Origin of the sequence: Stenotrophomonas sp., assembly GCF_035634915.1 — a bacterium.
Lineage (GTDB): Bacteria > Pseudomonadota > Gammaproteobacteria > Xanthomonadales > Xanthomonadaceae > Stenotrophomonas.
This window is the reverse complement of the sequence record NZ_DASQCB010000005.1, coordinates 75,666-102,487: the sequence shown is the minus strand read 5'-3', so window position 1 is coordinate 102,487 and position 26,822 is coordinate 75,666. Positions and strand designations below refer to the sequence as shown.

The following is a 26,822-nucleotide window of genomic DNA, read 5'->3' as shown; positions in this document are numbered from 1 at the left end:
CTTGCCATGCGGGAGGGCAAGTATCGCTTGGGTCTGTACTAAGTGGCGCGGCATTGTCGCCTCCGGCCTTGGTGTGCCGAGGCGGACCGCGCTACGCTGCCTGCGTCCATGGGGAAGGAGGCCGCATGAAGTCGACCGCACTGCGTCGTTGGATGGGGGGGCTGCTGCTGTTGGCCAGCGCCGGCGTGTCCGCCGGCCCGACCCCTCTGGCCGACCGCCTGCTGGCCATCGACGAGGCCGCGCGGGCGATGCCACTGGCCGCACGCGTGCAGCGCCTGCAGGCGGCCTACCAGGCCGATCCGCTGGCATCGATGCTCGCCGAGGGCTGCCAGGCCGTACCGGCGGAGCGCGTGGAGGATGCATTCGCGGCCACCCAGCTGGTCAATTTCTACGCGCCGGACGCGCAGCGGCTGGAGCAGATGCAGTGCCTGTTGCCGCGTTTGCGGGGCCAGGGCGATGCCGCGAAGGCCCGCGCCGATGAACTGCACCGTGCGCTGATCGCACAGCGCCGGTTCGCCCAGGCCAATGCGCTGCGGGCCGCTACCGGGCTGAATGCCAAGGTTCTGCCTGAGATCACCGGCGACGCCGCCGCCACGCGCCAGGTGCTGACTCTGACCGATGCCGGCCACGCCATTCGCCGCACATTGCCGCAGCAGGGCTGGCAGGTCGTGGCGCTGGTCCATCCGTACTGTGGCTTCTCGCAGCGTGCCCTGGCGGCGATCACCACCGATCCCGCATTCGCCGGGTTGCGGCCACAGCTGCAGCTGGTGGTGCCCAACGACCAGAGCTGGCCCATCCAGCAGATGCTGGACTGGAACCGTGCGCATCCCGATCTGCCGATGCAGCCGCTGCAGCCCGGCCCGTCCTGGACGGCGCTGCGCACTGGCCAGACGCCCACCTTCCATCTGCTGAAGGACGGCGCGCTGATGACCACCGCGCTGGGCTGGGAGAACGACGGTCAGGCGCTGCGGGCACTGCAGGCGCTGATCGAGGCGCCACGCTGATCATCGGCGCACACGGTTGCATCGGTGACCATCGTCCCCGCCGCCACGGCGCTGCCCTAAACTCGGGCGATGCGCCCCGATTCCATTCTTACCCTGTCCTGCCCCGACCGCACCGGCATCGTCTACCGCGTGTCCGGGTTGTTGTTCGACCACGGCTGCAACATCCTCGACGCCCAGCAGTTCGGCGATGAGGAAAGTGGCCGCTTCTTCCTGCGCGTGCATTTCGACCGCGATGCCAGCCTGCCGCTGGATACCGTGCATGCGGCGATGGCCGCGCTGGCCGCCGACTACGGCATGGACTGGCAGCTGCACGACGGCCGTCGCCGCGCGCGCCTGCTGGTGCTGGTCAGCAAGCAGGGCCATTGCCTGAACGACCTGCTGTTCCGCGCCCATAGCGGCCAGCTGAAAGTGGACATCGCTGCGGTGGCGTCCAACCACGCCGATTTCGCGCCGCTGGCCGCGTCTTACCAGGTGCCGTTCCACCATCTGCCGGTGAACGCGGACACGCGCGCCGTGCAGGAACAGCAGATCATCGACCTGGTCGAGCGCGAGCGCATCGACCTGGTGGTGCTGGCGCGTTACATGCAGATCCTCTCGCCGACGCTGTGCCGCGCCCTGGCTGGCCGCGCGATCAACATCCACCACAGCTTCCTGCCCAGCTTCAAGGGCGCGCAGCCGTACCACCAGGCGCACGCACGCGGGGTCAAGATCATCGGTGCCACCGCGCACTACGTCACCGAAGATCTGGACGAAGGCCCGATCATCGAACAGGACGTGGCCCGCGTGGACCACGCGATGACGCCGCGCGAACTGGTGCGGCTGGGCAGCGATACCGAATCGCAGGTGCTGGCGCGTGCCGTGCGCCGGCATGTGGAGCACCGCATCCTGCTCAACGGGCATCGCACGGTGGTGTTCCGGTAATTTCCCATCCCGCGTCCGCCGGGCCATGCCAGGCGGTCACGCCTCAGACGACCGCAATCCCCGCCTTGCCCAGCGCCTCGCGCACCATCGCGTCGTTGGCTTCGGCCACCGGCCGGGTCAGGTCCCACAGGAACTTCACCCGGAAGCCGGATTTCACCGCGTCCTGCGCGCTCCACAGCACGCAGTAATCGCGCGCCAGGCCGCACACATGCACCTCGCGGATGCGGCGCTCATGCAGCCAGCCGGCCAGACCGGTCGGCGGGCGCTCGCCCTCTGGGCCATGGTTCTCGCGGAACGCGCTGTACGAATCCACCTGCTTGCGGGTGCCCTTGCGCAGGATCAGGTCGGCCACGGTCCAGTCCACACCCGGGTGCAGCACGGCGCCGTCGCTGCCTTGCACGCAGTGGTCCGGCCACAGGGTCTGCGGCTGCGCGTGCAGCAGGATGCTCTCGAACGGTCGCGTGCCGGGGTGCTGGCTGGCGAAGGAGGCATGGTCGGCCGGGTGCCAGTCCTGGGTGGCCACCACCGTGCGGTAGCGATGCTGCGCCAGCAGCTCGGCAATCGGCGCCACCAGCGCATCACCCTGGTCGCAGGCCAGCGCGCCACCGGGCATGAAGTCCGGCTGCAGGTCGATCACCAGCAGGGCGACATCGGCGGGCAGGGCGGTCATGGCAGGGTCCAGCAGCACGGAAGGGGCGACCAGCGTGGCCGCCCCCTGCGCGCGCGTCAATCGCCCTGCGGCGTTTCATTGTCCTGGCCGTAATACAGCAGGCCGATCATGATGCGCTCGCGGCCGGTTTCGCGGCGGTGGCGGTTGGCATCGCGCAGCGAGTACACGCAGCCGCAGTATTCCTGCTGGTAGAACTGCTCACGCTTGCTGATTTCCACCATGCGGCTGGCACCACCGCCCTTGCGCCAGTTGTAATCCCAGTACTGAAGGCCCTCGTAGCGTGACGCCGCGCGGATGCCGCAGTCATTGATCTGCGCCATGTTCTTCCAGCGCGAAATGCCCAGCGACGAACTGATGGTGTCATAGCCATGCTCATGCGCGTACAGCGCGGTGCGCTCGAAACGCATGTCGAAGCACATCGTGCAGCGGATGCCGCGCTCGGGTTCGTTTTCCATGCCGCGCGCACGGCTGAACCAGTTGTCGGTGTCGTAGTCGCAATCGATGAAGGGAATGCCGTGCTGCTCGGCGAAGCGGATGTTCTCCTGCTTGCGCAGCTCGTATTCCTTCACCGGGTGGATGTTGGGGTTGTAGAAGAAGATCGCGTAGTCGATCCCGGAGGCGGTGATCGCCTCCATCACTTCGCCCGAGCAGGGCGCACAGCACGAATGCAGCAGCAGGCGCTTGCCGTCGTCGGGCAGGGACAGGGTGGGGCGTTGGAACTCGGTCATCGTCGGGTGCATCTGGGCGTGGGCAACGGGTCTGGCCGGAAACCGTGAACAGGACGCGCGCGACCACGCCGCCTGCACGCGCAGGACGACTGTGGCCCCGGCAACCTCCCCGCGGAGATTCCAGGTCGAATCAGGGGACGGTCGTGTCCCCCGGCCGGGGCCGGTATTCGGGCTGATGGACGCGGGCCGCAGCCCACCTACTACCTGCCGCTTCCCAGGCGCGAGCCCAGTGCTGTTGGCAGGATTCGTTTCCATTCACCGCTGCGGGGCAGCTCCGGAATGGGCGCGCGAGGCGCCTTCACCGGATTCCCGTTCAAATCCCTGCCGTAGTCGCAACGACGGCAGGGATACCTTCGGCGTGCCCACGGTGGACGCGTTGCTGGCCAGGGTCAAGGGGCCCGTTCCAGTAGATCCACGCCATGCGTGGATACGCCCTTACCGCTGGGCCGCAGCCCGCGCGCGAATGTCTTCCAACCGCTGGTCGTACACCAACCGGCCGTTCTCCCACACGGTCACCATCGCATCCTCGAAGCCAGCCGGCAGCATCTCGTCACCGCTGGAAGGCAGCGCCACCGTGTGCAGGCTGCCATCGTCCAAGCGGCGCAGCAGGCGCATGCGGCCGCGCTTGCTGGTTTTTCCGGCATCAGTGATCGGGTCCTTGTAGACGTCGATCCATGCACCGTCCACCCGCGCGGCCGAGCACTTCAGCGCGAACTTCTGCGTATCGCGGTCCAGACGCTGCAGCAGCGCGCCGCCCATGCCGAACGCCACGTTGTCCGCCGCGTAACCCTCCTCGGTAATGCGCTGCAGGATGGCGCGGATCGTGTCCGGGTTGATGCCATCGCCCTGGATCACCCGCACGTGGTTGAGCACGCGGTAGCCCTTGCCGTTGATCGTGTGGCCGAAGGCCTCGTCCAGCCGGCGCAGGCTTTCGGCCACCACCTCCACCGGGTCGCCGGAATCGGGGCGGATGACCAGGGTCGCGCCCGAGGCGATCACTTCATCGCGCAGGGTGGTGCCCCAGTGTTCGCTGATGGCGCGGTAGATGTCATAGCTGTCCGACACCACCGCGACGATCGCACCAGGCTTGCCGAACTGGCGCAGCATGTTGCGGTACGCATCCACTTCGCGGTCGCGGCCCCAGCTGGTGATGGTGCTGTGCTCGGCGGCGGGAATCGAATAGCCGGCCATCGGTGCGTGGTAGTGCGCGCGGGCCAGGCACAGCGCCGAAACGGTGTCGGTGCCGAGGAAGTTGACCAGGTGCGCGGCTCCGCCCAGCGCGGCCGACTGCAGGCTCGACACACCGCGGGCGCCGAAGTCGTGCAGCTTGAACGGCAGCTGCCCCTGCGGGTCGTCGCTGGTCTGCTGCAGGAAGCTGGCGATGGTCTGCCGCGCATGCCAGCTGATGGTGGCCACGGTGACCGGGTACCACACGCGCAGCAGCAGGGTTTCCAGGTACGAGGGCACCCAGAACGCGGCCGGGTCGGTCGATTCGATGGTCATCAGCGCCTGGTGCGTGGGCACCACGCTGCCCTCGGGCACGGCGCGGATACGCACCGGCAGGTAGCCGCCGAGGCGGTCGACGATATCGCGCCAGCCCGCTTCATTGAACGGTTCGCCATGCGCGGCGAACACTGCGGCGGCGTCGTCGATATCGGCGTGGGTGATGGGCCGTGCCAGCGCGTCCTTGAGGATCGCCTGCAGGCCGAAGAACACCGTGCGGTCATGCAGGCCGCCGCGCGACTCCACGTAGAAGAACGTGGCATCGGTACCCGGCGGGTACTGCAGCCAGTGGCTGGCCTTGTAGCTGTCGGTGTCGAGGAGAAGATTATCGAGGTAATGCATGACGGAAGCTCCTTCGCGTCGGGTGACACCGGCGGTCTATCCGCCGGTGGGGAAAGCCGGTCGGGTCAGCCCCGGCCGAGGAAATACTCCAGGATGTGCAGGTGGTCCTCGAACAGCTGCGGGCCCATCTCCAGCGCTTCGCTCACCGGAATCCAGCGCGCCTTGTCGGCGTCGTCGCCGCCGCGCACCGCCGGCAGTTCACCGGCCGGGAATTCGAAGTGGAAACCGTGGGTGATGGTGCGGCCGCGCTGGCTGCGGTCGGGGTGGTCGAACACCTGCTGGCTCTTCAGCGAGCCCTTCAGCACCGGCAGCGGAATCTTCAGCCGGGTCTCTTCGCGCAGTTCGCGCAGGCAGCTGTCGAGCAGGCTCTGGTCCTGGCCGACGAAGCCACCGGGCAGCGCCCACAGGCCCTTGCCGGGTTCCGAACGGCGGCGCACCAGCAGCACGTGGCCCGAATGCACCACCACCGCATCGGTGGTGACGAAGGTGGGCGCGTAGGGCGCGTCCTTCCACGCGGCCTTGTACTGTTCGATGAAGCGGTACTCGGCCACCAGCTGGCCATAGGCCGGTGCGCTTTTGCGGAAGGCTTCGAGCATGTCGTACACCGGCGCCGGCACGTTGCCACGCAGCATCAGCAGCGCACCGTGGAAGTCGACGTCGCCGGCTTCGAACAGGTAGCGGCGCAGCTCGGTGGCCGACAGGGTGGCGGTGTGCTGCACGTCCACCAGTGGCCACTGCGGGAACTCGCGCAGGTAGTAGCTGGAGGCGTCCTTGTCCATGCCGATCAGGCCCACCCTGGCATCAGCGGCGGCGCCGTCGTTGCGCAGGGCTTCGGCCACCTGGCGCTGTACGTTGGCGATCCACTGGGCCTCGTTGTAGAGGTGGTCGCGCAGCGGGCGGATCAGCAGGCGTTCGGTGTTGCCATCGAGGGCGGCCTGGATCATCACGGCGCGTTCGGCCACGGTCCAGGGATTGCGCAGGCTGCGGGGGGTATCAGCAGAGCCGACCAGGAAGATCAGCTTGCGGGCCCGGCTCAGGGCCAGGCGGGCAACGGCAGCGTGGCCGTTGTGGAAGGGCTCGAAACGCCCGATGAAGACGAGATAGTCGAATTCCATGAGAATCCCTCATGTCGTTGTGATGGCCGCGGGTCTGTCCCTTGGCTTGGTACTGATGCTACGCCGATGGTTGCCACGGTCAAGTCCACCGGTGGATCCACGCCATGCATGGATGCGTGGCCGGGTTCTCAAGCTGTGAGAAGCCCTCGCGTCATACTGCATCCGTAGGGTCGGATGGCATCTCGGGCACAGTCAGCGGGGGCAGGGTAGTGGCAGAAAAATACTGCGATCTGGTCATGAAGGGCGGCATCACCAGCGGCATCGTGTACCCCAATGCGGTACTGGCGCTGGCCCGCGAGTATCGGTTCAAGAGCATCGGTGGCACCTCGGCCGGCGCCATCGCCGCGGCGGTGGCGGCCGCGGCGGCCTATGGCGATCGCCGCCAGCAGGCCGGCGAGCATCTGGCTGACGACGCCGGCTATGGCGGTCTGTCGGCGGTGTCGGCGCAGCTGTCGCGGCGCGGCTTCATCTACAGCCTGTTCCAGCCGGCGCGGGGTGCGCGTGCGGCCTACCGGCTGCTGGTGGCCCTGACCGGCAGTTACGCCTGGCCGCGCAAGCTGTTGTGCCTGGCGGTGGCCGTGTTCGAGATCGCCCCGCTGGAAGTGCTGGTGTCGCTGGCGCTGCTGCTCGGCCTGGGCTGGTGGGGCGGCGGCTGGAGCGGTGTGGCGGCCACCCTGCTGCCATCGCTGCTGTGCGCCTATGGTGCCGGCGTGGCTGGTGCCGCGCTGCGGGTGGCGCGGGTGGCGCGGCGCAATCTGCTGGGCTTGTGCAGCGGCCTGGGCCGCGATGCGCGCACACCGGCGCTGACCGAATGGCTGCACCAGAGCCTGCAGCAGCTGGCCGGCAAGCCGATGGATGCGCCGCTTACTTTTGCCGATCTGCACGACGCGCCGCGCTATGCCGGTGAGCCGGAGAGCCCGCACGCGATCAGCCTGCAGATGATCACCACCTGCGTATCGCACAACGAACCGCGCACGCTGCCCTTCGGCGGCGCGCAGTTCTGGTTCCTGCGCGAGGAATTCGAGCAGCTGTTCCCGGCCGGCGTGGTGCAATGGCTGGTCGACCACGCCGGTGCGCCGGTGGAGGTGGACGGGCGGCAGTACTACCACCTGCCGCAGGGCCCGCAGTTGCCGGTGCTGGTGGCCACGCGCATGAGCCTGAGCTTCCCGCTGCTCATCAGTGCCGTGCCGCTGCATGAGCCGGCGCGTCGTGAGCGCCGCTGCGACGCACCGGCCGCGGCCGATGCCGAACACAATGTGGCCGACAGCATGGAAGGGCTGACCAGTGCCGGCCAGTCCTGCGGGCCGGTCATCACCGCGTTCCGCATCTGCTGGTTCTCCGATGGGGGCATCAGCAGCAATTTCCCCATCCACCTGTTCGACGCAGCGATGCCTCGCTGGCCGACCTTCGCCATCAACCTGGTCTACCCGCAGCACGCCGAGGATGTCAGCCACGGCACCACCGGCCAGCAGGCGCTGGAGCGCGCCGTGGTGCTGCCCACTGAAAACCGCCATGGCTGGCAGCGGCACTACCAGTCCATCGCCACGCCGCTGGCGGCGGCCGAGCTGGGTCGCTTCCTGTTCGCGGTGGTGGCGACCATGCAGAACTGGCGCGACCTGCTGCAGGCGCGCGCACCGGGTTACCGCGACCGCATCGTGCATGTCAGCCTGCAGGGCGACGAAGGTGGCATGAACCTGGACATGCCGCAGGAGGTGCTGAGCCGCATCGCCGACAAGGGCAGCCTGGCCGGTGCGCGCTTCTGCGCGTTCTCGTTCGAGAACCACTACTGGATCCGCTGGCGCAACCTCGCTTCGGGCTACCAGCGCTACACGCTGGAAGTGGCGCGCACCGACGACCCCGCGCAGCAGGTGCTGGCTTATCGCGCGGCGTATTCGATCGTCGCCAGCGGTGAACCCGTGCCGCCGTCGTACAAGCTCGCTTCAGAAGACAAGCGTCGCGGCTCGCAGCAGCTGTGGGCGCAGATGGTGGAGCAGGGCCGCACCTGGGAAGACCTGGGCCCGGACCTGACCGACGGCGCACCACGCCCGCTTCCGCAGATGAAGGTCACGCCGATCTATTGAATGGACCTGCAGTAGATCCACGCCATGCGTGGATGCACTTCGCGCACGGGTGGAGCGTGCCAACCAAGGTTGGCACCTGCCAGATCGCTTATCCGGATGGGGTCAGATCCCGTGCCGATCAACGGTCCGCACCTACCAGAGCAGTAGATCCACGCCATGCGTGGATGCACTTCGCGCACAGGTGGAGCGTGCCAACCAAGGTTGGCACCTACCGGAGCGGATCTGACCCCTTACCGTCCCGGCAACTGCGCGAACGCGCGCTGCATGCAGTCCTCCCGCGGACACACCCGGCACCCCGGGCCGATCGACACCGAATTGCCGGGGCTCTGCACATCCAGCCCCAGCGAATACACCAGCCGCTCGGCATGCTGCAGATCGCAGCCCAGCGCCACCGCGAACGTCTTGCGCGGCTGGCCATGCCCCACCGGCCCGCTGCTGACCTGCCGCGCCAGCCAGAAATGGCGGCGCCCATCGGGCATGCGCGCGGTCTGCGTCAGGATCCGCCCTGGCTGGTTGAACGCCTCGTAGACGATCCACAGCGGGCACGAACCGCCCACCTGCGAGAAATGGAAATCGGTGGCCGAATGGCGCTTGGACACATTGCCCGCACGGTCCACGCGGATGAAGAAGAACGGCAGTCCCGGCGCACTGCGCCGCGCCAGCGTGCTCAGTCGATGGCACACCGCCTCGAAGCCGACGCCGAACTGATGCGCCAGCAGCTCGATGTCGTAGCTGCTGGCCTCGGCCGCGCGCAGGAAGCGCATGTACGGCATCACCAGCGCACCGGCGAAGTAGTTCGACAGGCCGATCCGCGCCTGCGCGATGCGCGCCTCATCGTGGAAGCCCGCGCGGGCGATCACCGCATCGATCTGCGGCAGGTAGCCGTGCAGGGCCAGCTCGGCCGCCATCTGGAACGCCTGTTGGCCCGGCTCAAGGTAGTCGGGCAGCCACAGCCGCCGCGCGCCAGCATCGAACTGGCGCTTCTCGCGCCCGGCCTGCAGCGCGGCCACTTCCACCAGCACGCCGTGGCGGTCGGCCAGCAGCTGGCGCAGGCGCGGCGCCACATGCCCCGGTGACAGCCCCCACTCGGCGAACAGGCGCTCGGCCAGTTCGTCCAGCTCGGGGATGTGGTTGTGCATGCGGTTGAAGAACTCGCGCACCTGGTCGCCGGCGGGCAGGGTGCTGCCGGCGTCGGGTTCGCCCAGCTGGAACTCCAGCGCGGCGGCGTGCTCGCGCAGGGCCAGGTGGCGGCGGTGCAGGTCCAGCAGGGCGCGGCTGACCTGCGGCAGGTTGCCGGCCAGCGCCCGCAGTTCGGTGGCGCTCACTTCCGCCAGGCCCAGGTCGCGCAGGGTCTCGCCCAGCGCCTCCTGCAGCGCGGCGGGCTCATCGTCGTCGAACAGGGCGGAAACATCGCCCAAGACTTCACCCAGCTTCTTCTGAACGGCCGGCGTCAGCGGGCGCTTGTTGCGCTCGATCTGGTTCAGGTAGCTGGCCGACAGGCCCAGGGCGCGGGCCAGGTCCACCTGGCTGTAGCCGCGCTGCTCGCGCAGGCGCAGCAGGCGAAGGCCCAGCTGGCGTTGGGAAGGCTGGAAATTCACAGAATTAACATGAATCGTCTGGCGTGTTGGCCAGATTAAGCGGATTCAGGGCGGAAATCGAGGTGGGTGCTGTGAATAATGCCAAGCATCTTTCGAGCCCGTGGGATTGTCGTCATGACCGTTGCAGCGCCCCGTATCCGCATGCTGATCGATGGCCAGTTCATCGAATCGGCCACCTCCCACTGGCAGGACGTGATCAATCCGGCCACCCAGGACGTGCTGGCCCAGGTGCCGTTCGCCACTACCAGCGAAGTGGATGCCGCCGTCGCTGCCGCCAAGGAAGCCTTCAAGACCTGGCGCAAGACCCCGATCGGCACCCGCGCGCGCATCTTCCTGAAGTACCAGCAGCTGATCCGCGAGAACATGAGCGAGCTGGCCCACATCCTCACCGCCGAACAGGGCAAGACCCTGCCCGACGCGGAAGGCGATGTGTTCCGTGGCCTGGAAGTGGTCGAGCACGCCGCCGCCATCGGCAACCTGCAGCTGGGCGAGCTGGCCAACAACGTGGCCAACGGCGTGGATACCTACACGATCATGCAGCCGCTGGGCGTGTGCGCGGGCATCACCCCGTTCAACTTCCCGGCGATGATCCCGCTGTGGATGTTCCCGATGGCCATCGCCACGGGCAACACCTTCATCCTCAAGCCGTCCGAGCAGGACCCGATGGTGACCATGCGCCTGGTCGAACTGGCGCTGGAAGCCGGCATTCCGAAGGGCGTGCTGAACGTCGTCCACGGCGGCGAGGAAGTGGTCAACGCGATCTGCGACCACCCGGACATCAAGGCCGTGTCGTTCGTCGGTTCCACCCGTGTCGGCACCCACGTCTACAACCGCGCCTCGCTGGCCGGCAAGCGCGTGCAGTGCATGATGGGCGCCAAGAACCACGCCGTGGTGCTGCCGGACGCCAACAAGGAACAGACCCTCAATGCCATGGTCGGCGCCGCCTTCGGTGCGGCGGGCCAGCGTTGCATGGCCGCTTCCACCCTGGTGCTGGTGGGCGAAGCGCGCGGCTGGGTGCAGGACCTGGTCACCAAGGCGCAGACGCTGAAGGTCAGCGGCGGCACCGTGTCCGGCACCGATGTCGGCCCGGTCATTTCCTGCAGCGCCCGTGAGCGCGTGGAGGGCCTGATCGCCTCGGGCGTGGAGCAGGGCGCCAAGCTGGTGCTCGACGGCCGCAAGCCGCAGGTCGATGGCTTCGAGAAGGGCAACTTCGTCGGCCCGACCATCTTTGCCGGTGTCACCACCGACATGCGCATCTACCAGGAAGAAATCTTCGGGCCGGTGCTGGTCATCCTCGAAGCGGAAACGCTGGACGAGGCCATCGCCATGGTCAACAGCAACCCGAACGGCAACGGCACCGCGCTGTTCACCCAGTCCGGCGCTGCCGCCCGCAAGTTCCAGGAAGACATCGACGTCGGCCAGGTCGGCATCAACGTGCCGATCCCGGTGCCGGTGCCGCTGTTCTCGTTCACCGGTTCGCGCGCGTCCAAGCTGGGCGACCTGGGCCCGTACGGCAAGCAGGTGGTGCTGTTCTACACCCAGACCAAGACCGTCACCGCCCGCTGGTTCGATGACGAGACGCTGAGCCACGGCGTCAACACCACCATCAGCCTGAAGTAAGGGCAGGGAGCAGCCATGAGCCACTCGATGACGACGGACCAGGAAGAAGCGCAGCAGGCGTATCGCGAAGCCGCGCGTGACTTCGCACAGGCCGAACTGGCGCCGCACGCCGCGCGATGGGATGCGGAGGGCATCTTTCCGCGCGAGGCGATCGCCAAGGCCGGTGAACTGGGCTTCTGTGGTCTGTACATGGACCCGGAAGTCGGCGGCAGCGGCCTCAGCCGTCTGGACGCCGCCGTCGTCATCGAGGAGCTCGCCAACGTCGATCCGTCGACCGCGGCGTATATCAGCATCCACAACATGGCCTCGTGGATGGTGTCCAAGTGGGGCCAGGCCGAACTGCGCGATGCATGGGGCACTGATCTGTCCTCGGGCAGCAAGCTGGCCTCGTACTGCCTGACCGAGCCGGGTGCCGGTTCCGATGCGGCCTCGCTGAAGACCACCGCCGTGCGCGATGGCGACGTCTATGTGCTGAACGGCTCCAAGGCTTTCATCTCCGGCGCCGGTGCCACCGAGCTGCTGGTGGTGATGGCGCGTACCGGCGGTGCCGGTGCGGGCGGTGTTAGCGCCATCGCGGTGCCGGCCGACCTGCCGGGCATCAGCTATGGCCGCAAGGAAGAGAAGATGGGCTGGAACAGCCAGCCCACCCGTGGCATCACCTTCGAAAACGTCCGCGTGCCGGTCAGCCACCTTCTGGGAGAGGAAGGCGGCGGCTTCAAGCTGGCGATGAAGGGGCTGGACGGCGGCCGCATCAACATCGCCGCCTGCTCGCTGGGTGCCGCGCAGGGCGCGCTGGATGCCGCACGCCGCTACATGGGCGAGCGCCGCCAGTTCGGCAAGGCGCTGGCCGATTTCCAGGCGCTGCAGTTCAAGCTGGCCGACATGGCCATCGAGCTGGTCGCCGCGCGGCAGATGGTGCACTCGGCCGCGCGCAAGCTCGATGCCGGTGCCAGCGATGCCAACGTGTGGTGCGCGATGGCCAAGCGCTTCGCCACCGATGCCGGCTTCAAGATCTGCAACGAAGCACTGCAGATCCACGGCGGCTACGGCTACATCCGCGAATACCCGATCGAGCGCCTGCTGCGCGACAGCCGCGTGCACCAGATCCTGGAAGGCACCAACGAGATCATGCGGGTGATCGTTGCCCGCCACCTGCTCAACACCGAAGAGGAACTGCGATGAAGGATTGGCGTACCCAGGAGCACGTGGGCCTGAAGGTCGAGGCCGATGGCCACACCGCCGTGGTCACCCTGCACAACCCGCCGGCGCACACCTGGACCGTGCACAGCCTGTCCGCGCTGCGCGACCTGGTGGGCGCGCTCAATGCAGACCGCGACATCTACGCGCTGGTGATCACCGGTGACGGCGAGAAGTTCTTCTCCGCCGGCGCTGATCTGAACCAGTTCGCCTCGGGCGACAAGGCCGCCGCACGCGAAGCCGCACGCCGTTTCGGCGAAGCCTTCGAAGCGCTGTCCGGTTTCCGTGGCGTGTCCATCGCCGCCATCAACGGCTACGCCATGGGCGGTGGCCTGGAATGCGCGCTGGCCTGTGACCTGCGCATCATCGAAGACCACGCCCAGGTGGCACTGCCGGAGGCCACCGTCGGCCTGCTGCCGTGCGCCGGTGGCACCCAGAACCTGCCGCGCCTGGTCGGCGAGGGCTGGGCCAAGCGCATGATCCTGCTGGGCGAGCGCATCAACGCTGAAACCGCCGTGCGCATCGGTCTTGCCGAAGAGAAGGTCGGCAAGGGCGAAGCCAAGGCGCTGGCGCTGGAGTGGGCGAAGAAGGCCGGCAAGCAGAGTCCGACCAGCATCGCCGCCTGCAAGACCCTGGTGCAGTCCAGCCGCACCGGCACCCACGCCTCGGCGTTGGTGGCCGAGCGCGAAGCCTTCGTCGACCTGTTCGACACCGCCGACCAGGTCGAGGGCGTGAGCGCCTTCCTGGAAAAGCGCGCCGCGCAGTGGAAGAACGCATGACCACCGACACCGTTGCCGACGACGCACCGGTGCTGTTCGAAGAGCGCGCGGCCGGCAACGGCACGCGCATCGGCTTCGCCACGCTCAACGCGCCGCGCACGCTCAATGGCTTCTCGCTGCCGATGGCGCACCTGCTGCTGAAGCAGTTGAACGCCTGGGCCGATGATGACGGCATCGCGATGGTGCTGCTGCAGGGCGCTGGCGAAAAGGCGTTCTGTGCCGGTGGCGACCTGCACAGCCTGTACAAGGCGATGGTCGCCTTCCGCGAGGCGGGCCACGGCGACATCCGCGAAAACGACTACGCCGCCGAATTCTTCGACGTCGAATACCGCGTCGACTACCTCATCCACACCTACCCCAAGCCGATCCTGTGCTGGGGCCACGGCATCGTGATGGGCGGCGGCATCGGCCTGATGTCCGGTGCCAGCCACCGCGTGGTCAGCGAGCGCTCCAAGCTGGCCTTCCCGGAAATCACCGTCGGCCTGTTCCCGGACGTGGGTGGCAGCTGGCTGCTGCCGCGCGTGCCGGGCAAGGGTGGCCTGTTCCTGGCCCTGACCGGCGCGCTGCTGAACCCAGGCGATGCCATCTACGCCGGTCTGGCCGACGTGCACGTTGCCGAAGAACGCCGCAGTGCGGTGTTCGATGCGCTGCTGCAGGTGGCCTGGTCGGGCGATGCTGCCCACAACCATGAGCGCTTGAGCCAGCTGCTGCAGTCGCATGCCAGCGATGCCGCCACCGGCCCGCTGCTGGCCAACGCCGCACAGGTCGACGCGCTGTGCGCAGGCGACGATCTGCCTGCGATCATCGCGCGCATCCGCGACCTGCAGACCGACGATGCCTGGCTGCAGGCGGCACAAAAGACGCTCGCTGCCGGTGCGCCCGGATCGGCGCGGCTGGCCTTCGAACTGCAGCGCCGCAGCGCCGGCCAGGACCTGGCCAGCGTCTACCGCCTGGAATACATCACCGCCCTGCATTGCGCCGCCCGTGGCGATTTCGCCGAAGGCATCCGCGCGCTGCTGATCGACAAGGACCGCAACCCGCAGTGGAACCCGGCCACCCTGGCCGAAGCCACCGCTGCGTGGGCCGACACCTTCTTTGTTTCCCCTTGGGCCGAGGCCGCGCATCCGCTGGCCGACCTGGGTACTTCCCTTGCTGAAAGGAGCCTTGCATGAGCCGCATTGCATTCATCGGGTTGGGCAACATGGGCGGCCCGATGGCCGCCAACCTGGTCAAGAACGGCCATACCGTGCGTGTGTTCGACCTGGTGCCGGCTGCGGTGCAGGCGGCCGTCGACGCCGGTGCCAGTGCTGCGCCGTCGGCGCGTGACACCCTGGCCGACGCCGAAGTGGTGATCTCGATGCTGCCGGCCAGCCGTCATGTCGAAGGCGTGTACCTCGGCGATGACGGCATCCTCGCCGACATCCCGGCCGGTGCGCTGGTGATCGACTGCAGCACGATCGCCCCGGCCAGTGCCCGCAAGGTCTCTGAAGCCGCAGCCGCGCGTGGCCTGCAGATGCTCGACGCACCGGTGTCCGGCGGTACCGCCGGTGCACAGGCCGGCACGCTCACCTTCATCGTCGGTGGTGAAGAGGACGCGCTGGAACGTGCGCGCCCGGTGCTGCAGGCGATGGGCAAAAACATCTTCCACGTCGGTGCCAGCGGCGCCGGCCAGGTCGCCAAGCTGTGCAACAACATGGCGCTGGGCGTGATCATGGCCGTCACCGGCGAAGCCATCGCGCTGGGCGTGGCACACGGGCTGGACCCGAAGGTGCTGTCGCAGATGATGGCGGTCAGCACCGGCCGCAGCTGGGCCACAGAAGTGTGCAACCCGTGGCCGGGTGTGCTGGAAAATGCCCCGGCCTCGCGCGGCTACAGCGGCGGTTTCGGCAGCGACCTGATGCTGAAGGACATGGGCCTGGCGGTGGAAGCGGCGATGAATGTCGGCGCCTCGATCCCGCTGGGCGAAGTGGCCCGCAACCTGTACTCGATGAACCACCAGGCCGGCCGCGGCAAGCTGGACTTCTCCAGCGTCGTGCAGCTCATCACCAGCGAGAAATAAGGCTCCACACAAGCGAACGCGTCCCCGGCCCTGTGCCGGGGCCCACCCGAGGTGGGATGGGCGGATGCCCGGTTTCGACCGGCATCCGCCCATTTTTTTGCCCCGTGCGCGGGTAGTGCCGGCCGCTGGCCGGCATCAGCGCATCAGGCAACGATCAGCGTCACGTCGATGTTGCCGCGGGTGGCGTTGGAGTACGGGCAGACGATGTGGGCCTTCTGCACCAGTTCTTCCAACTGCTCGCGCGGCACGCCCGGGGCGTTGATGGTCAGCTCGGCTTCGATGCCGAAACCGGTCGGGATCTGGCCGATGCCGACCTTGCCGGTCACGGTGGTTTCGGCCGGCAGGGCGACCTTGGCCTGGCCGGCCACGAACTTCAGCGCGCCGAGGAAGCAGGCCGAGTAGCCGGCAGCGAACAGTTGTTCCGGGTTGGTGCCCGGGCCGCCGGCGCCGCCCAGCTCGCGCGGGGTCGACAGCTGGATGTCCAGCACGTTGTCGGAGGAGACCGAACGGCCTTCACGGCCGCCGGTGGAGGTGGCCTGGGCGGTGTACAGAACCTTTTCGATGGACATGGGATGCTCCTGGTCAGTGGGTGGGTGTTTCGATGGGTCTACTTTGCCCGGCTTCGCAGGACTTCGGGTGACAGTTCGTATCGAATATTTGACACATCGTCCTGCGTGCCTAGATCGTCCACTCGCGGTCGGTGGTGAACATGATCGTCAGCCAGCGGTCCGGCGAAGCCTCACCCAGCGCATCGCCGATCTCATCGCGCAGCTGGTCCCATTCCACCAGAGGCCGCGGCGGGTCGTCCTCGCGGACCACGAAGAACAGCTCGATCTGCTCGCCACGCCCAACCTGGGCCACGTAGCTGCGGTGTTCCACAAACCCATGCCGCGCCACGATGTCGCGCGCCACGGAATCCACGTGCGCCTGCAGTTCCGGCGGGGTCACCAGCAGGATGCCGGCCAGCGCCCGGCGCACCGTGCCCAGCGGCGCCACCATCACGAACAGGCAGACCACGGCCAGGATGGCCGGATCGATATAGGGCCCGACCCAGGCCAGCGGCGTACCCTGCACCAGCACGCCACCCACGAAGGCGACCACGTAGCAGGCCGACATGCTGGCCGCGATCACCCAGTTCTTCGCATCCAGCGCGATGAAATCCGATCCGATGCGGCGGTTGGCGCGCCACACGAAAGCACCGAATGCACTCTCGGCCAGCAGCGAGACCACACCAAACACGATGGCCGGCCCCAGCGCGATGTGGCGCCCGCCGGACATCAGCGCATCCACCGCGTTGACCAGCGCGTACAGCGCCGCACCGATCATCAGGATGCCACTCACCCCCAGCACGATCGGTTCCAGGTGCCAGAAGCCCATGGTGAAGCGCTGGTTGAGCCGCGACTGCAGCGCATCGGTCTGGGTGGACAGTGCGATCAGCCGCGCCACCAGCAGCGACAGCCAGGTCATCACCACGTCAATCAGGCCGTAGATGCCGTCGAAGATGATCAACGAGGAATTGGCCAGCAGGCCGAACACCACCCCGGCCAGCGCAACGGCCAGCGAGAAGGCGATGGACAGGCGCAGCACGCCCTGTTCGGTGGCGGGGTCGAAGAATCGGGAAGCGGGCAGGGCCATGGCCCGATTGTAGAGCGGAGCCATGCTCCGCTGCGTTGCCACCCTGCCCACGCGCTACCCCCACCGCCCCGCTTCCCGTAGACTGCGCGCCTCCCACGTACCGGCTCCCGACTGTAGTGATCACGCCACCCTGACCCTTGCCGCACCTCGGCAGCCGGCCCGCCCGGCTCAGGAACCCACGTCTTTCCACTGCAGCGCCACGTGGCCCCACGCCCGTGCGCGCGGAGTTTTCCCATGCAAACGTCCTACCCCCTGCGCCAGCAATGGCTCGGCAACATCCGTGGCGACCTGCTGTCCGGCATCGTCGTCGCCCTGGCCCTGATTCCCGAGGCCATCGCCTTTTCGCTCATCGCTGGCGTCGACCCCAAGGTCGGCCTGTACGCCGCGTTCTCCATCGCCGTGGTCACCGCCATCGCCGGCGGCCGCCCCGGCATGATCTCCGCCGCCACCGGCGCGATGGCGCTGGTGATGGTCGACCTGGTCAGGGACCACGGCCTGCAGTACCTGTTCGCCGCCAGCATCCTGGCCGGCCTGCTGCAGGTGCTGGCCGGCGTGTTCAAGCTTGGTGCGCTGATGCGCTTCGTCTCGCGCTCGGTCATCACCGGCTTCGTCAACGCGCTGGCCATCCTCATCTTCCTGGCGCAGATGCCGGAACTGATCGGCCGCGGCCCCACCGTGTACGTGCTGTGCGCCGCCGCGCTGGCCATCATCTACCTGCTGCCGCGCATCACCCGCGCCGTGCCGTCGCCGCTGGTCGCCATCGTCGTGCTCACCGCCGTGGTCATCGGCTTCGGCGTGGACGTGCGCAGCGTCGGCGACATGGGCCAGCTGCCCGACAGCCTGCCGCACTTCCTCATCCCCGATGTGCCCTTCACCTGGGACACCCTGCGCATCCTGCTGCCGGTGTCGGCCACGCTGGCCGTGGTCGGCCTGCTGGAATCGATGATGACCCTGCAGATCGTCGAGGACATCACCGAGACGCCCAGCGAGCGCAACCGCGAATGCGTCGGCCAGGGTGTGGCCAACACGGTCACCGGCTTCCTCGGCGGCATGGCCGGCTGCGCGATGATCGGCCAGTCAGTCATCAACGTGACCTCCGGTGGCCGCGGCCGCCTGTCCTGCCTGGTAGCCGGTGTGCTGCTGCTGGTGCTGGTGGTGTACGGCAGCGACCTGGTGCGGCAGATCCCGATGGCCGCGCTGGTGGCGGTGATGATCATGGTCAGCATCGGCACCTTCAGCTGGCGTTCGCTGCGTGACCTGCGCACCCATCCGCGCAGCTCGTCTGCGGTGATGCTGCTGACCGTGGTGGTCACCGTGGCCACCCACGACCTGGCCAAGGGCGTGCTCAGTGGCGTGCTGCTGTCGGCGCTGTTCTTCGCCCGCAAGGTCGGCCGCATGCTGGATGTGCAGCGCGAAGACACGGGCGATACCCAGGTCTACCGCGTGCGCGGGCAGGTGTTCTTCGCCTCGGCCGGCCAGCTCGGTGCAGCCTTCGATTACCAGCATGTCGCGCCGAAGGTGCAGAGCGACCTGCGCGATGCGCATCTATGGGATCTGACCGCCGTGGCGGCGCTGGAGCGCGCGCAGGAAAAGCTGGCCGCGCACGGTGCGCAGGTGGACGTGGTGGGCCTCAATGCGGCCAGCCAGACCCTCATCGAGCAGGTGGGCGACGCGCGCGGCGGGCACTGAGCGGGCGGGGCGGTAGCGCCGGGCCATGCCCGGCGGATGCATGGGCGACGGAGCGCGCTCGGGCAACCGTTCCAAGCGCTTCCTGCTAGTGGTCTGCATCACCCGCTGCCTGGGCTTCGCTCAGATAGGCGGCGATTCACCCATGGTCCTCAAAAAGCGCCGCCACCGCCCCCCGTACCGATCCCGGTGATGAGCTCGTCCAGGCCGGGGCGTGTATCGATGCCAAGCGGGGGAAGGCCGTTTGCCTGTCGTTCGCGGTCGAGGTTGGCAATGATCTGGTGCGCCATCAGCGTGGCCTGCATCTGCTGCTGGCGCGTCAGGGGTGTGCGGTCGCCCGCCAGTGCCGCCGGCCAACTGCCGCGCAGCTCCGCCGCCTTGCGATACGCCGATGCCCGCAGCGGATCAGCGATGCCATCGACGCCGTGGTCATGGATGCGGGCAAGCGTCTCCAGCGCATAGATGGACCCGGCCTGCGCAGACGCCGCCAGGAAGTCCATCGCTTCTCCGCGCCGGGAGGTGTCTCGCAGCGCCAGCTGCTCGGCGTCGAGGATGGCGGCCGGGTCCAGCCGTTCCTGCGGGGTGAACCCGCCTCTGGCCCCTCCGCGGAGCAGTGCATCCTGTGCCGCCTCGGTGGATGGATACCCGTTGCGTGCCAGCCACACCACATCGGCATCGGTGCGGGCCCCGGACAGGGTGTCACCCACACGCGGGGATGCCGAAAAGACCGTCCGTGCCGCATGGCGCTGGCCAGTCCCTATGGGCGCTGGTGCGCGCGCGGACGCGCCTGGCCCCGACGAGGCGACGGAAGAGGGTGTTGGCCGGCCCGTCGCACCGTTCTGCGTTTCCCGGTTCACTGTCCAGATCACAGCGGCCGTGATCGCAAAGCCTGCGAGTGCAAGTGCAATGGATCGTGCTGACAGCATGACGGCCTCCCTGGCGGATTCATTTCGCGTTCACCAAAATTTCCCACGCCGCGCGGCCTGTCAACGGGTGCTCCGGGCAGCGTTCATGGCAAGTGGGTAAACTATTGATCTCACTGGCATTGCCAGTCTCCACGATCAATGCCCCGATGACGTCCGCCACCGCCCGTTACGCCGATTCCCTGCGCCTGTCCGTTGCCCCCATGATGGATTGGACGGACCGCCACTGCCGCGTGTTCCACCGCGTGCTGGCGCCGGGTGCGCGGCTGTACACCGAGATGGTGCACGCCAACGCGGTCATCCATGGCGACCGCGAGCGCCTGCTCGGCTTCGACGGCAGCGAACAGCCGCTGGCCCTGCAGCTGGGCGGCAGCGATCCGGCCCTGCTGGCGCAGGCCGCGCGCATCGCCGCTGACTGGGGCTACGACGAGGTCAACCTCAACTGCGGCTGCCCGTCCGACCGCGTGCAGGCCGGGCGCTTCGGCGCCTGCCTGATGCGCGAACCGGCGCTGGTGGCCGAGTGCGTGGCGGCCATGGTCGCGGCGGTGGATATCCCGGTGACGGTGAAGTGCCGCCTGGGCGTGGACGAAGACAACGACTTTGATGTGTTCGCCGGCTTCGTCGACCGCCAGGTCGCCGCGGGTGCCGCCATGGTCGTGGTGCACGCGCGCAACGCCTGGCTGAAGGGCCTGTCGCCGAAGGAGAACCGCGAGGTTCCACCGCTGAAGTACGACTGGGCCTACCGCCTCAAGCAGGAACGGCCGTCGTTGCCGGTGGTCATCAACGGTGGCCTGGCCACGGTGGAGGCGGTGCAGGCCCAGGCCGCGCACGTCGATGGCGTCATGCTGGGCCGTGCGGCCTACCACGACCCCTACCTGCTGCATCAGCTGGAGGCCCTGCACACCGGCGCCGCGCTGCGCCCGCGCGGCGAACTGCTGCGCGCGCTGCGCCCCTACATCGAGGCCCGCCTGGGCGAGGGCCTGGCCCTGAAGCACATCACCCGCCACCTGCTGGGCCTGTTCCACGGCCAGCCGGGCGGCCGCGCCTTCCGCCAGGTGCTGAGCGAGGGCGCGCACCGCCCCGGCGCCGACTGGGCGCTGATCGAGCAGGCGCTGGCCGTCACCGAGCGCGAGGCCGACCGCGCCGCAGCGTGATTTCAGTCACGTTCCTGACTTGACAAGGCCCGTGGATTCGTCCCGAATGTTCACTTAGATGAACGAAGCCGGTGAGCACCCGGAAAAGTTCAGATCGGATTCACCGCGCCAAACCAATCATTTGCAAAGAAATTGTAAAGGCCGGGATCCGTACCCGGCGCCCCGGATTTACGACTTTTGAACGAATCGCCGTGCTCGGCTAGGATCGCATCGATGTCTTCCGCTCCCTTCCACCGCCGCATTGCCCTGGCCACCTGCGTGGTCCTGGCGGCTGCCCCCCTTTCCGCAGCGATGGCGCAGCAGCCACCGCGCGGTGGTGGTGGCGGCGAGCCGCGTGCGGACATGCGCGCGGAGATGATGGATCGCGGTGGCCGGGGCGACGACCGCTCGCTGTCCGATGCGGTCCGCCGGGTGCAGCGCACCACCGGTGGCCACATCCTGGGCGCCGAGCGCGTCCCGTTCGACGGCCGCGACATCAACCGGGTCAAGTACATGGACGACCGGGGCCGGGTCCGCTACATGGACGACCCCGCCCCGTCACGTTCACAGCCGCGCACGCCGCGGTCGGATATGTCATCACTACGCGGCGATAACCCCTGAACAGGGATAGTTGCCGTCATACACCGTACCCACAGGCCTCCGGGCCACACCCAGGACACTAGGGAGAGTTCATGCGTATCCTTCTGGTCGAAGACGAAGCCCCGCTGCGTGAGACCCTGGCAGCCCGGCTCAAGCGCGAAGGTTTTGCCGTCGATGCTGCGCAGGACGGCGAGGAAGGCCTCTACATGGGCCGCGAAGTACCGTTCGACGTCGGCATCATCGACCTGGGCCTGCCCAAGATGTCGGGCATGGAGCTGATCAAGGCCCTGCGCGATGAAGGCAAGAAGTTCCCGGTGCTGATCCTGACCGCGCGTTCGAGCTGGCAGGACAAGGTCGAGGGCCTCAAGCAGGGTGCCGACGATTACCTGGTCAAGCCGTTCCATGTGGAAGAGCTGCTGGCCCGCGTCAACGCGCTGCTTCGCCGTGCCGCTGGCTGGAGCAAGCCGACCCTGGAATGCGGCCCGGTCGCCCTGGATCTGGCAGCGCAGACCGTCAGCGTGGCCGGCAGCAATGTCGACCTGACCAGCTACGAGTACAAGGTGCTGGAATACCTGATGATGCATGCCGGTGAACTGGTCTCCAAGGCCGACCTCACCGAGCACATCTACCAGCAGGATTTCGACCGCGACTCGAACGTGCTGGAAGTGTTCATCGGCCGCCTGCGCAAGAAGCTGGACCCGGACGGCGAACTGAAGCCGATCGAGACCGTGCGTGGCCGCGGCTACCGTTTCGCGATTCCGCGCAACGAGGGCTGAGCCTTCCCAAGGCGATAAACGATGTCCGGCCGTCTGTGGTTCTTCCGACGCTGGCGGCCGCGCTCACTGCAGGCGCGCCAGCTGTTCGCCGCGTCCGTGGGCCTGGTCGCGTTCCTGGCCTTGGCCGGTTACGCGCTCGATGCCGCCTTCGCCGACACCGCGAAGGCGAACCTGCGTGAGCGCCTGAAGAACTACGCCACGGCCTATGCGGCCGGCATCGACTTCACCCGCGACCGCTCGCTGTACATCCGCGAGCAGCCGCCGGATCCGCGTTTCGACGTGCCCGGCAGCGGGCTGTACCTGCAGGTGGTGATGCCGGACGGCAAGGGCAATTCGATGTCCGCCGAAGGCCCGATGCTGCCGACCGTGGGCGGCGGCCTGCTGGCCCCGCGCCAGGAAGTGTTCGAAGGCCCGCTGCCGATGATCCAGATCGATGGCAGCCAGGGCTCGGTGTACCGCTATGGCCTGGGCCTGGTGTGGGACGCCGACGCCGACCCCGCCACCGAATTCCCGTACACCATCTATGTGATGGAAGACTCGCGCGCGCTGGGCGCGCAGCTGCGCGTGTTCCGCAGCCGGGTCTGGTTCTACCTGGGCGGCATCGGCCTGATCCTGCTGCTGCTGCAGACGGTCATCCTGCAGTGGAGCCTGCGCCCGCTGCGGCGGGTCATCACCGAGCTGACCAAGGTGCAGCGCGGCGAGACCGAGCGCATGAGCGAACGCCACCCGCGCGAGCTGGAGCCGCTGACCGACAGCATCAATGCCTTCATCGAGAGCGAGCGCGAAAATCTCGAACGCCAGCGCAATACCCTTGCCGATCTGGCGCACAGCCTGAAGACGCCCATCGCCGTGCTGCGCACGCAGATGGACAGCGGTGCCGGCGATGGCGCCCTGCGCGAGGAACTGGACGTGCAGCTGCAGCGCATGAACAACCTGGTGTCCTACCAGCTGGCGCGTGCTGCATCCTCGGGCCACAAGCTGTTCTCCGCGCCGCTGCCGGTGGAATCCAACGCCGAGGAAATCGTGCGTGGCCTGGAGAAGGTCTACGCGTCGAAGGGCGTGCTCTGCGAATTCGACATCGACCCGGCCGCGCGTTTCCACGGTGAACCGGGCGACCTGCAGGAACTGCTGGGCAACCTGCTGGAGAACGCTTTCAAGTGGGCCAAGCGCCGGGTGCTGCTGACCGCGCAGCCGCTGCCGGCACCGAACGCGCGCCGCGCCGGCCTGCTGCTGGCGGTGGACGACGATGGCCCGGGCATCGCCCCGGAAGACATCGGCAAGGTGCTGCAGCGTGGCGTGCGTGGCGACGAACGCGTGCAGGGCCACGGTATCGGCCTGTCGATCGTGCAGGATCTCATCAAGGATTACCGCGGCGAACTGCTGGTCGCCCGCTCCAGCGAACTGGGCGGCGCCCGCTTCGAAGTGCGCCTGCCGCCGGGACCGTAAGCCACGACGCCAGGCATGGCCCGGCGCTAGTAGAGTCGAGCTTGCTCGACTGCGTTTGCCGGTGCAGTCGAGCAAGCTCGACTCTACGCACGGCAGCTCCCACGTCCGGCGGACGGATGAATCAATCGACCATTGCCGGCGGCTCACCATAGAGCCGCCGCAGGTGCGCGGCCACCTCCGGCAGCGCCTGCGCCAGCACATCCGGCGCGGAGAAGTGGTATTCGCTGGCCACTGCGAAGAACTCTTCCGGTGCCTCGGCCGCATACGGGTCGATCAACGTTTCCACACCGGCATCCACCTGCGCGCAGAACCCATCGTAGGACTGCTGGAAGGCGGCCGCCCATTCGCGCTGCCACGCACGCGGCAGCGGCGGGGTACCGTCCATCGCCCCATCCAGCGCGTCCAGCTTGTGCACCATCTCGTGCACGGCCACGCAGTAGCCCTCGTGCGGTGCGGCCAGGTCGGCCTGCACATCGGCCCAGGACAGTATCAACGGTCCGCTGTCCCACGACTCGCCAATCAGCTCATCATCCCATTCGTGCAGCACGCCGGCCGCATCCATGTGGCTGCGGTGCACGCGGAACGCATCGGGGTAGACGATCAGCTGCGACCAGCCTTCCAGCCCGACCTCGCCGAATTCCAGCAGTGGCAGGCAGCACAGCGCGGCCAGCAGCACGCCGTCGGCCACCTGCAGCTGCAGCGCGCCCACGGGGGTGATGGTCTTCTCATGCAGGAAGCGGGTAGCCAGCACACGCAGACGCGCGCGGCGTTCGTCGCCCAGGCCTTGCAGCCAGGCGGCGCGGCCGCAGGCTTCATTCCACACCGCATCTTCAATCGGCCGCGGCGCAGGCCGCAGCCACTGCAGCAACGACTTGATCAGCGGAACATACCCGGCAGGTAGCTGTGCCACTTCGGCGCACGGATGCGCTGCAGCACATCGTCATCACTGCCGCCGCCGCCGCTGCTGGTGGCGCTGCTGGCCGCCGGGCGGACCGCTGCCGCCGGCTTGGCCGTGCTGGCCGAAGCGGTGGTGGTGGCACTGGCGCGCTGCGAAGCGGCATCGGGGGTGGAATACACGCAGGCCCCGCGGCTGTCGTCCAGCGATGCCGTTGCCGACGCCGCAAAGGGCATCGTCAGCAGGATCAGGCAATGGGCATAACGGCGCATTGACGACATCCACGTTAAGGGAGGGTGAGTTCCCGATTCTAGCCCGAACCCGGCCCCGGATTGGAAGCCCCGCCCCCGCCACCGCGCAGGCGTCGCTGGCGGCTTTCCCGCATAATTCCGTTCTGACCTTGTGGAAGCTGCCGTGGACGATCGCCAATTGCTGGCCAAACTCGCTGCCGGTCGCCTGTCCGGCGACGCCCTGGCCCGTGAGCTGGGCCAGACCCGGGCGGCCATTTGGAAGCGTATTCAAGGGCTTAGAGCTGCCGGTGTGGACATCGAAGGCCGTGCAGGCGAGGGCTATGGCCTGAGCCGGCCGCTGGAGCTGCTGGACCCGGCGGTCATCCGCGCGCACCTGCCTGAAGACGCCGTGGCCCTGCTGCATGACCTGCAGGTGGCCTGGACGATGGATTCCACCAATGCCGAATTGTTGCGCTGCAGCGCGCCGCAGCGCGGCGTCTGCGTCCTGCTGGCCGAGCGCCAGACCGGTGGCCGTGGCCGCCGTGGCCGCAGCTGGGCCTCGCCGCTGGCCGCCCACGTCTACCTGTCGGTGCTGCGCCTGTTCTCCGGTGGCCTGGGCCGCCTGGCCGGCCTCAGCCTGGTGGCCGGCGTTGCCGTGGCCGAGGCCCTGCACGACCTCGGATACACCCAGGCGCAGCTGAAGTGGCCCAACGACGTGCTGGTGGACGGCCGCAAGCTGGTCGGCCTGCTGGCCGAGGGTGGCGGCGAATATGCCGGCCCGGCGCGCGCGGTCATCGGCATCGGCATCAACGTGCACATGCCGCCGGCCTTCGCCGAGCAGATCACCCAGCCCTGGGTGGACCTGGACACCCTGGCCGGCAGCCACGTGGACCGCAACGTGGTGGTGGCCGCCGTGCTGGCGCGCCTGTTGCCGGCGCTGGACGTGTTCGACCGCGAGGGCCTGGCCCCGTTCCTGCCGCGCTATGCCGCCTTCGACATGCTGGCCGGCCGCGAGGTGCGCGTGGAGCTGGAAGGCCAATGGCAGCACGGCACCGCGCTGGGCCTGGCCGATGACGGCGCCCTGCGCGTACGCATCGATGGCCACGAGCGCCTGCTGCACGCCGGCGAAGTGAGCGTGAGGAAGGCATGAGCGATTGGTTGTTCGACCTCGGCAATTCGCGCTTCAAGTTCGCGCCGTTGCAGGGTGACCGTGCCGGTGATGTACAGGCCTGGGCGCATGGCGCCGAAGGCATGGCCGCGCAGCCGCCGCACAGCCTGCCCACCGGCGGCACCGCCTTCGTGGCCAGCGTGGCCGCCCCGTCGCTGACCACCGCCATGCTGCAGCAGCTGCAGGCCCGCTTCGGCGATGTGCGCGTGGTGCGCACCAGTGCCGAATGCGCAGGCGTGCGCATTGCCTATGCCAAGCCGGAAAAATTCGGCGTTGATCGTTTCCTCGCACTGCTGGCCGCCGCGACCGCGCGGCGCCCGGTGCTGGTGGTGGGCGTGGGCACCGCGCTGACCATCGATCTGCTCGATGCCGACGGCCAGCATCACGGTGGCCGCATTTCTGCCTCGCCCACCACCATGCGCGAAGCGCTGCACGCGCGTGCGGTGCAGCTGCCGGCCAGTGGCGGCGACTACAGCGAATTCGCCAACGACACCGCCGACGCGCTGGCTTCCGGCTGTGATGGCGCCGCCGTGGCCCTGGTGGAACGCAGTGCGCGCCAGGCGCAGGCGCTGCTGGGCGTGGCACCCGCGCTGCTGGTGCACGGCGGCGGCGCACCGGCGTTGATGCCGTTGCTGGACGGCGCCGATTACCACCCGTCGCTGGTGCTGGACGGCCTCGCCCGCTGGGCGGTGCACCAGCCCGCAGGCTAGTAT

At 68.1% G+C, this 26,822-nt stretch carries 25 protein-coding genes and 1 riboswitch; of the genes, 15 read left to right on the top strand and 10 right to left on the bottom strand.

Annotation, left to right across the window (positions count from 1 at the left end):
• Positions 1–125 precede the first annotated feature (125 nt).
• Together VER16_RS04645 and purU are read left to right on the top strand one after the other, a co-directional pair.
• Entirely contained in the window at positions 126–1,004 is an 879-nt protein-coding gene (locus VER16_RS04645) for a hypothetical protein (protein WP_324805771.1), read from the top strand.
• 69 nt (positions 1,005–1,073) lie between these two features.
• Positions 1,074–1,925: a formyltetrahydrofolate deformylase gene (gene purU / locus VER16_RS04640; RefSeq protein WP_324805769.1), complete on the top strand. Its 852-nt coding sequence runs from the start codon at positions 1,074–1,076 to the stop codon at positions 1,923–1,925.
• Positions 1,926–1,968: 43 nt separating this feature from the next.
• Here purU and pncA read toward each other — a convergent pair whose 3' ends face one another.
• The 4 genes from pncA to VER16_RS04620 form a co-directional block, all read right to left on the bottom strand.
• Positions 1,969–2,595: a bifunctional nicotinamidase/pyrazinamidase gene (pncA, locus tag VER16_RS04635; protein WP_324805768.1), complete on the bottom strand. Its 627-nt coding sequence runs from the start codon at positions 2,593–2,595 to the stop codon at positions 1,969–1,971.
• A 56-nt stretch (positions 2,596–2,651) separates the two neighbouring features.
• A complete protein-coding gene (locus VER16_RS04630) occupies positions 2,652–3,323 on the bottom strand; it encodes an epoxyqueuosine reductase QueH (RefSeq protein ID WP_324805766.1) in 672 nt (223 codons plus the stop codon).
• A 158-nt stretch (positions 3,324–3,481) separates the two neighbouring features.
• Positions 3,482–3,675: riboswitch (cobalamin riboswitch) on the bottom strand.
• Positions 3,676–3,758: 83 nt separating this feature from the next.
• Positions 3,759–5,168, bottom strand: a complete 1,410-nt coding sequence (locus VER16_RS04625) for a nicotinate phosphoribosyltransferase (RefSeq protein ID WP_324805764.1) — start codon at positions 5,166–5,168, stop codon at positions 3,759–3,761.
• 65 nt (positions 5,169–5,233) lie between these two features.
• Entirely contained in the window at positions 5,234–6,283 is a 1,050-nt protein-coding gene (locus tag VER16_RS04620) for a bifunctional nicotinamide-nucleotide adenylyltransferase/Nudix hydroxylase (RefSeq protein WP_414716020.1), read from the bottom strand.
• Between the two features lie 236 nt (positions 6,284–6,519).
• Between VER16_RS04620 and VER16_RS04615 the strand changes: the two genes are divergently transcribed.
• Positions 6,520–8,364: an RpoH suppressor gene (locus tag VER16_RS04615; RefSeq protein WP_324805762.1), complete on the top strand. Its 1,845-nt coding sequence runs from the start codon at positions 6,520–6,522 to the stop codon at positions 8,362–8,364.
• 230 nt (positions 8,365–8,594) lie between these two features.
• Here the strand turns inward: VER16_RS04615 and VER16_RS04610 are convergent, their stop codons facing one another.
• Positions 8,595–9,962 carry a helix-turn-helix domain-containing protein gene (locus VER16_RS04610; RefSeq protein WP_324805760.1) on the bottom strand — a complete coding sequence of 456 codons (1,368 nt, stop codon included), beginning with the start codon at positions 9,960–9,962 and terminating at the stop codon, positions 8,595–8,597.
• 114 nt (positions 9,963–10,076) lie between these two features.
• On the opposite strand from VER16_RS04610, the gene VER16_RS04605 reads away from it, so the two are divergent.
• The 5 genes from VER16_RS04605 to mmsB are packed head-to-tail and all read left to right on the top strand — an operon-like array spanning position 10,077 to position 15,617.
• A complete protein-coding gene (locus tag VER16_RS04605) occupies positions 10,077–11,582 on the top strand; it encodes a CoA-acylating methylmalonate-semialdehyde dehydrogenase (RefSeq protein WP_324805758.1) in 1,506 nt (501 codons plus the stop codon).
• A 15-nt stretch (positions 11,583–11,597) separates the two neighbouring features.
• Positions 11,598–12,764: an acyl-CoA dehydrogenase family protein gene (locus VER16_RS04600; RefSeq protein ID WP_324805757.1), complete on the top strand. Its 1,167-nt coding sequence runs from the start codon at positions 11,598–11,600 to the stop codon at positions 12,762–12,764.
• On the top strand, positions 12,761–13,558 hold the full coding sequence (locus VER16_RS04595) for an enoyl-CoA hydratase (protein WP_324805755.1): 798 nt from the start codon (positions 12,761–12,763) through the stop codon (positions 13,556–13,558). Before VER16_RS04600 ends, VER16_RS04595 begins: the two co-directional genes overlap by 4 nt.
• Positions 13,555–14,730, top strand: a complete 1,176-nt coding sequence (locus VER16_RS04590; RefSeq protein WP_324805753.1) for an enoyl-CoA hydratase/isomerase family protein — start codon at positions 13,555–13,557, stop codon at positions 14,728–14,730. The genes VER16_RS04595 and VER16_RS04590 overlap by 4 nt, the downstream gene beginning before the upstream one ends.
• Positions 14,727–15,617 carry a 3-hydroxyisobutyrate dehydrogenase gene (mmsB, locus tag VER16_RS04585; protein ID WP_164073707.1) on the top strand — a complete coding sequence of 297 codons (891 nt, stop codon included), beginning with the start codon at positions 14,727–14,729 and terminating at the stop codon, positions 15,615–15,617. Before VER16_RS04590 ends, mmsB begins: the two co-directional genes overlap by 4 nt.
• 143 nt (positions 15,618–15,760) lie before the next feature.
• Here mmsB and VER16_RS04580 read toward each other — a convergent pair whose 3' ends face one another.
• Both VER16_RS04580 and VER16_RS04575 read right to left on the bottom strand, forming a co-directional pair.
• The gene (locus VER16_RS04580) at positions 15,761–16,186 is read right to left on the bottom strand and encodes an organic hydroperoxide resistance protein (protein ID WP_108758371.1); all 426 of its coding nucleotides are present in this window, start codon (positions 16,184–16,186) and stop codon (positions 15,761–15,763) included.
• 109 nt (positions 16,187–16,295) lie between these two features.
• On the bottom strand, positions 16,296–17,276 hold the full coding sequence (locus tag VER16_RS04575; RefSeq protein ID WP_324805748.1) for a cation diffusion facilitator family transporter: 981 nt from the start codon (positions 17,274–17,276) through the stop codon (positions 16,296–16,298).
• Positions 17,277–17,486: 210 nt separating this feature from the next.
• Here VER16_RS04575 and VER16_RS04570 point away from each other — a divergent pair, with 210 nt between their 5' ends.
• On the top strand, positions 17,487–18,941 hold the full coding sequence (locus VER16_RS04570) for a SulP family inorganic anion transporter (protein WP_324805746.1): 1,455 nt from the start codon (positions 17,487–17,489) through the stop codon (positions 18,939–18,941).
• A 149-nt stretch (positions 18,942–19,090) separates the two neighbouring features.
• Here VER16_RS04570 and VER16_RS04565 read toward each other — a convergent pair whose 3' ends face one another.
• Positions 19,091–19,645, bottom strand: coding sequence for a hypothetical protein (locus VER16_RS04565; RefSeq protein ID WP_324805744.1), 555 nt, complete (start codon positions 19,643–19,645; stop codon positions 19,091–19,093).
• Between the two features lie 365 nt (positions 19,646–20,010).
• Here VER16_RS04565 and dusA point away from each other — a divergent pair, with 365 nt between their 5' ends.
• The 4 genes from dusA (at position 20,011) to VER16_RS04545 (ending at position 23,816) form a co-directional block, all read left to right on the top strand.
• On the top strand, positions 20,011–21,015 hold the full coding sequence (gene dusA / locus VER16_RS04560; RefSeq protein WP_324805742.1) for a tRNA dihydrouridine(20/20a) synthase DusA: 1,005 nt from the start codon (positions 20,011–20,013) through the stop codon (positions 21,013–21,015).
• Between the two features lie 213 nt (positions 21,016–21,228).
• A complete protein-coding gene (locus VER16_RS04555) occupies positions 21,229–21,615 on the top strand; it encodes a hypothetical protein (protein ID WP_324805740.1) in 387 nt (128 codons plus the stop codon).
• A gap of 71 nt (positions 21,616–21,686) precedes the next feature.
• A complete protein-coding gene (locus tag VER16_RS04550) occupies positions 21,687–22,370 on the top strand; it encodes a response regulator transcription factor (RefSeq protein WP_004136763.1) in 684 nt (227 codons plus the stop codon).
• A gap of 21 nt (positions 22,371–22,391) precedes the next feature.
• On the top strand, positions 22,392–23,816 hold the full coding sequence (locus VER16_RS04545) for a sensor histidine kinase (protein WP_079224893.1): 1,425 nt from the start codon (positions 22,392–22,394) through the stop codon (positions 23,814–23,816).
• 121 nt (positions 23,817–23,937) lie between these two features.
• On the opposite strand, the gene VER16_RS04540 is transcribed toward VER16_RS04545, so the two are convergent.
• A complete protein-coding gene (locus tag VER16_RS04540; protein ID WP_324805736.1) occupies positions 23,938–24,726 on the bottom strand; it encodes a M90 family metallopeptidase in 789 nt (262 codons plus the stop codon).
• Positions 24,693–24,983, bottom strand: coding sequence for a hypothetical protein (locus tag VER16_RS04535; protein ID WP_324805734.1), 291 nt, complete (start codon positions 24,981–24,983; stop codon positions 24,693–24,695). Before VER16_RS04535 ends, VER16_RS04540 begins: the two co-directional genes overlap by 34 nt.
• 142 nt (positions 24,984–25,125) lie before the next feature.
• On the opposite strand from VER16_RS04535, the gene birA reads away from it, so the two are divergent.
• On the top strand, positions 25,126–26,091 hold the full coding sequence (gene birA, locus VER16_RS04530; RefSeq protein WP_324805732.1) for a bifunctional biotin--[acetyl-CoA-carboxylase] ligase/biotin operon repressor BirA: 966 nt from the start codon (positions 25,126–25,128) through the stop codon (positions 26,089–26,091).
• Positions 26,088–26,819, top strand: a complete 732-nt coding sequence (locus VER16_RS04525; protein WP_108767424.1) for a type III pantothenate kinase — start codon at positions 26,088–26,090, stop codon at positions 26,817–26,819. The genes birA and VER16_RS04525 overlap by 4 nt, the downstream gene beginning before the upstream one ends.
• The last annotated feature ends 3 nt before the right edge of the window (positions 26,820–26,822 follow it).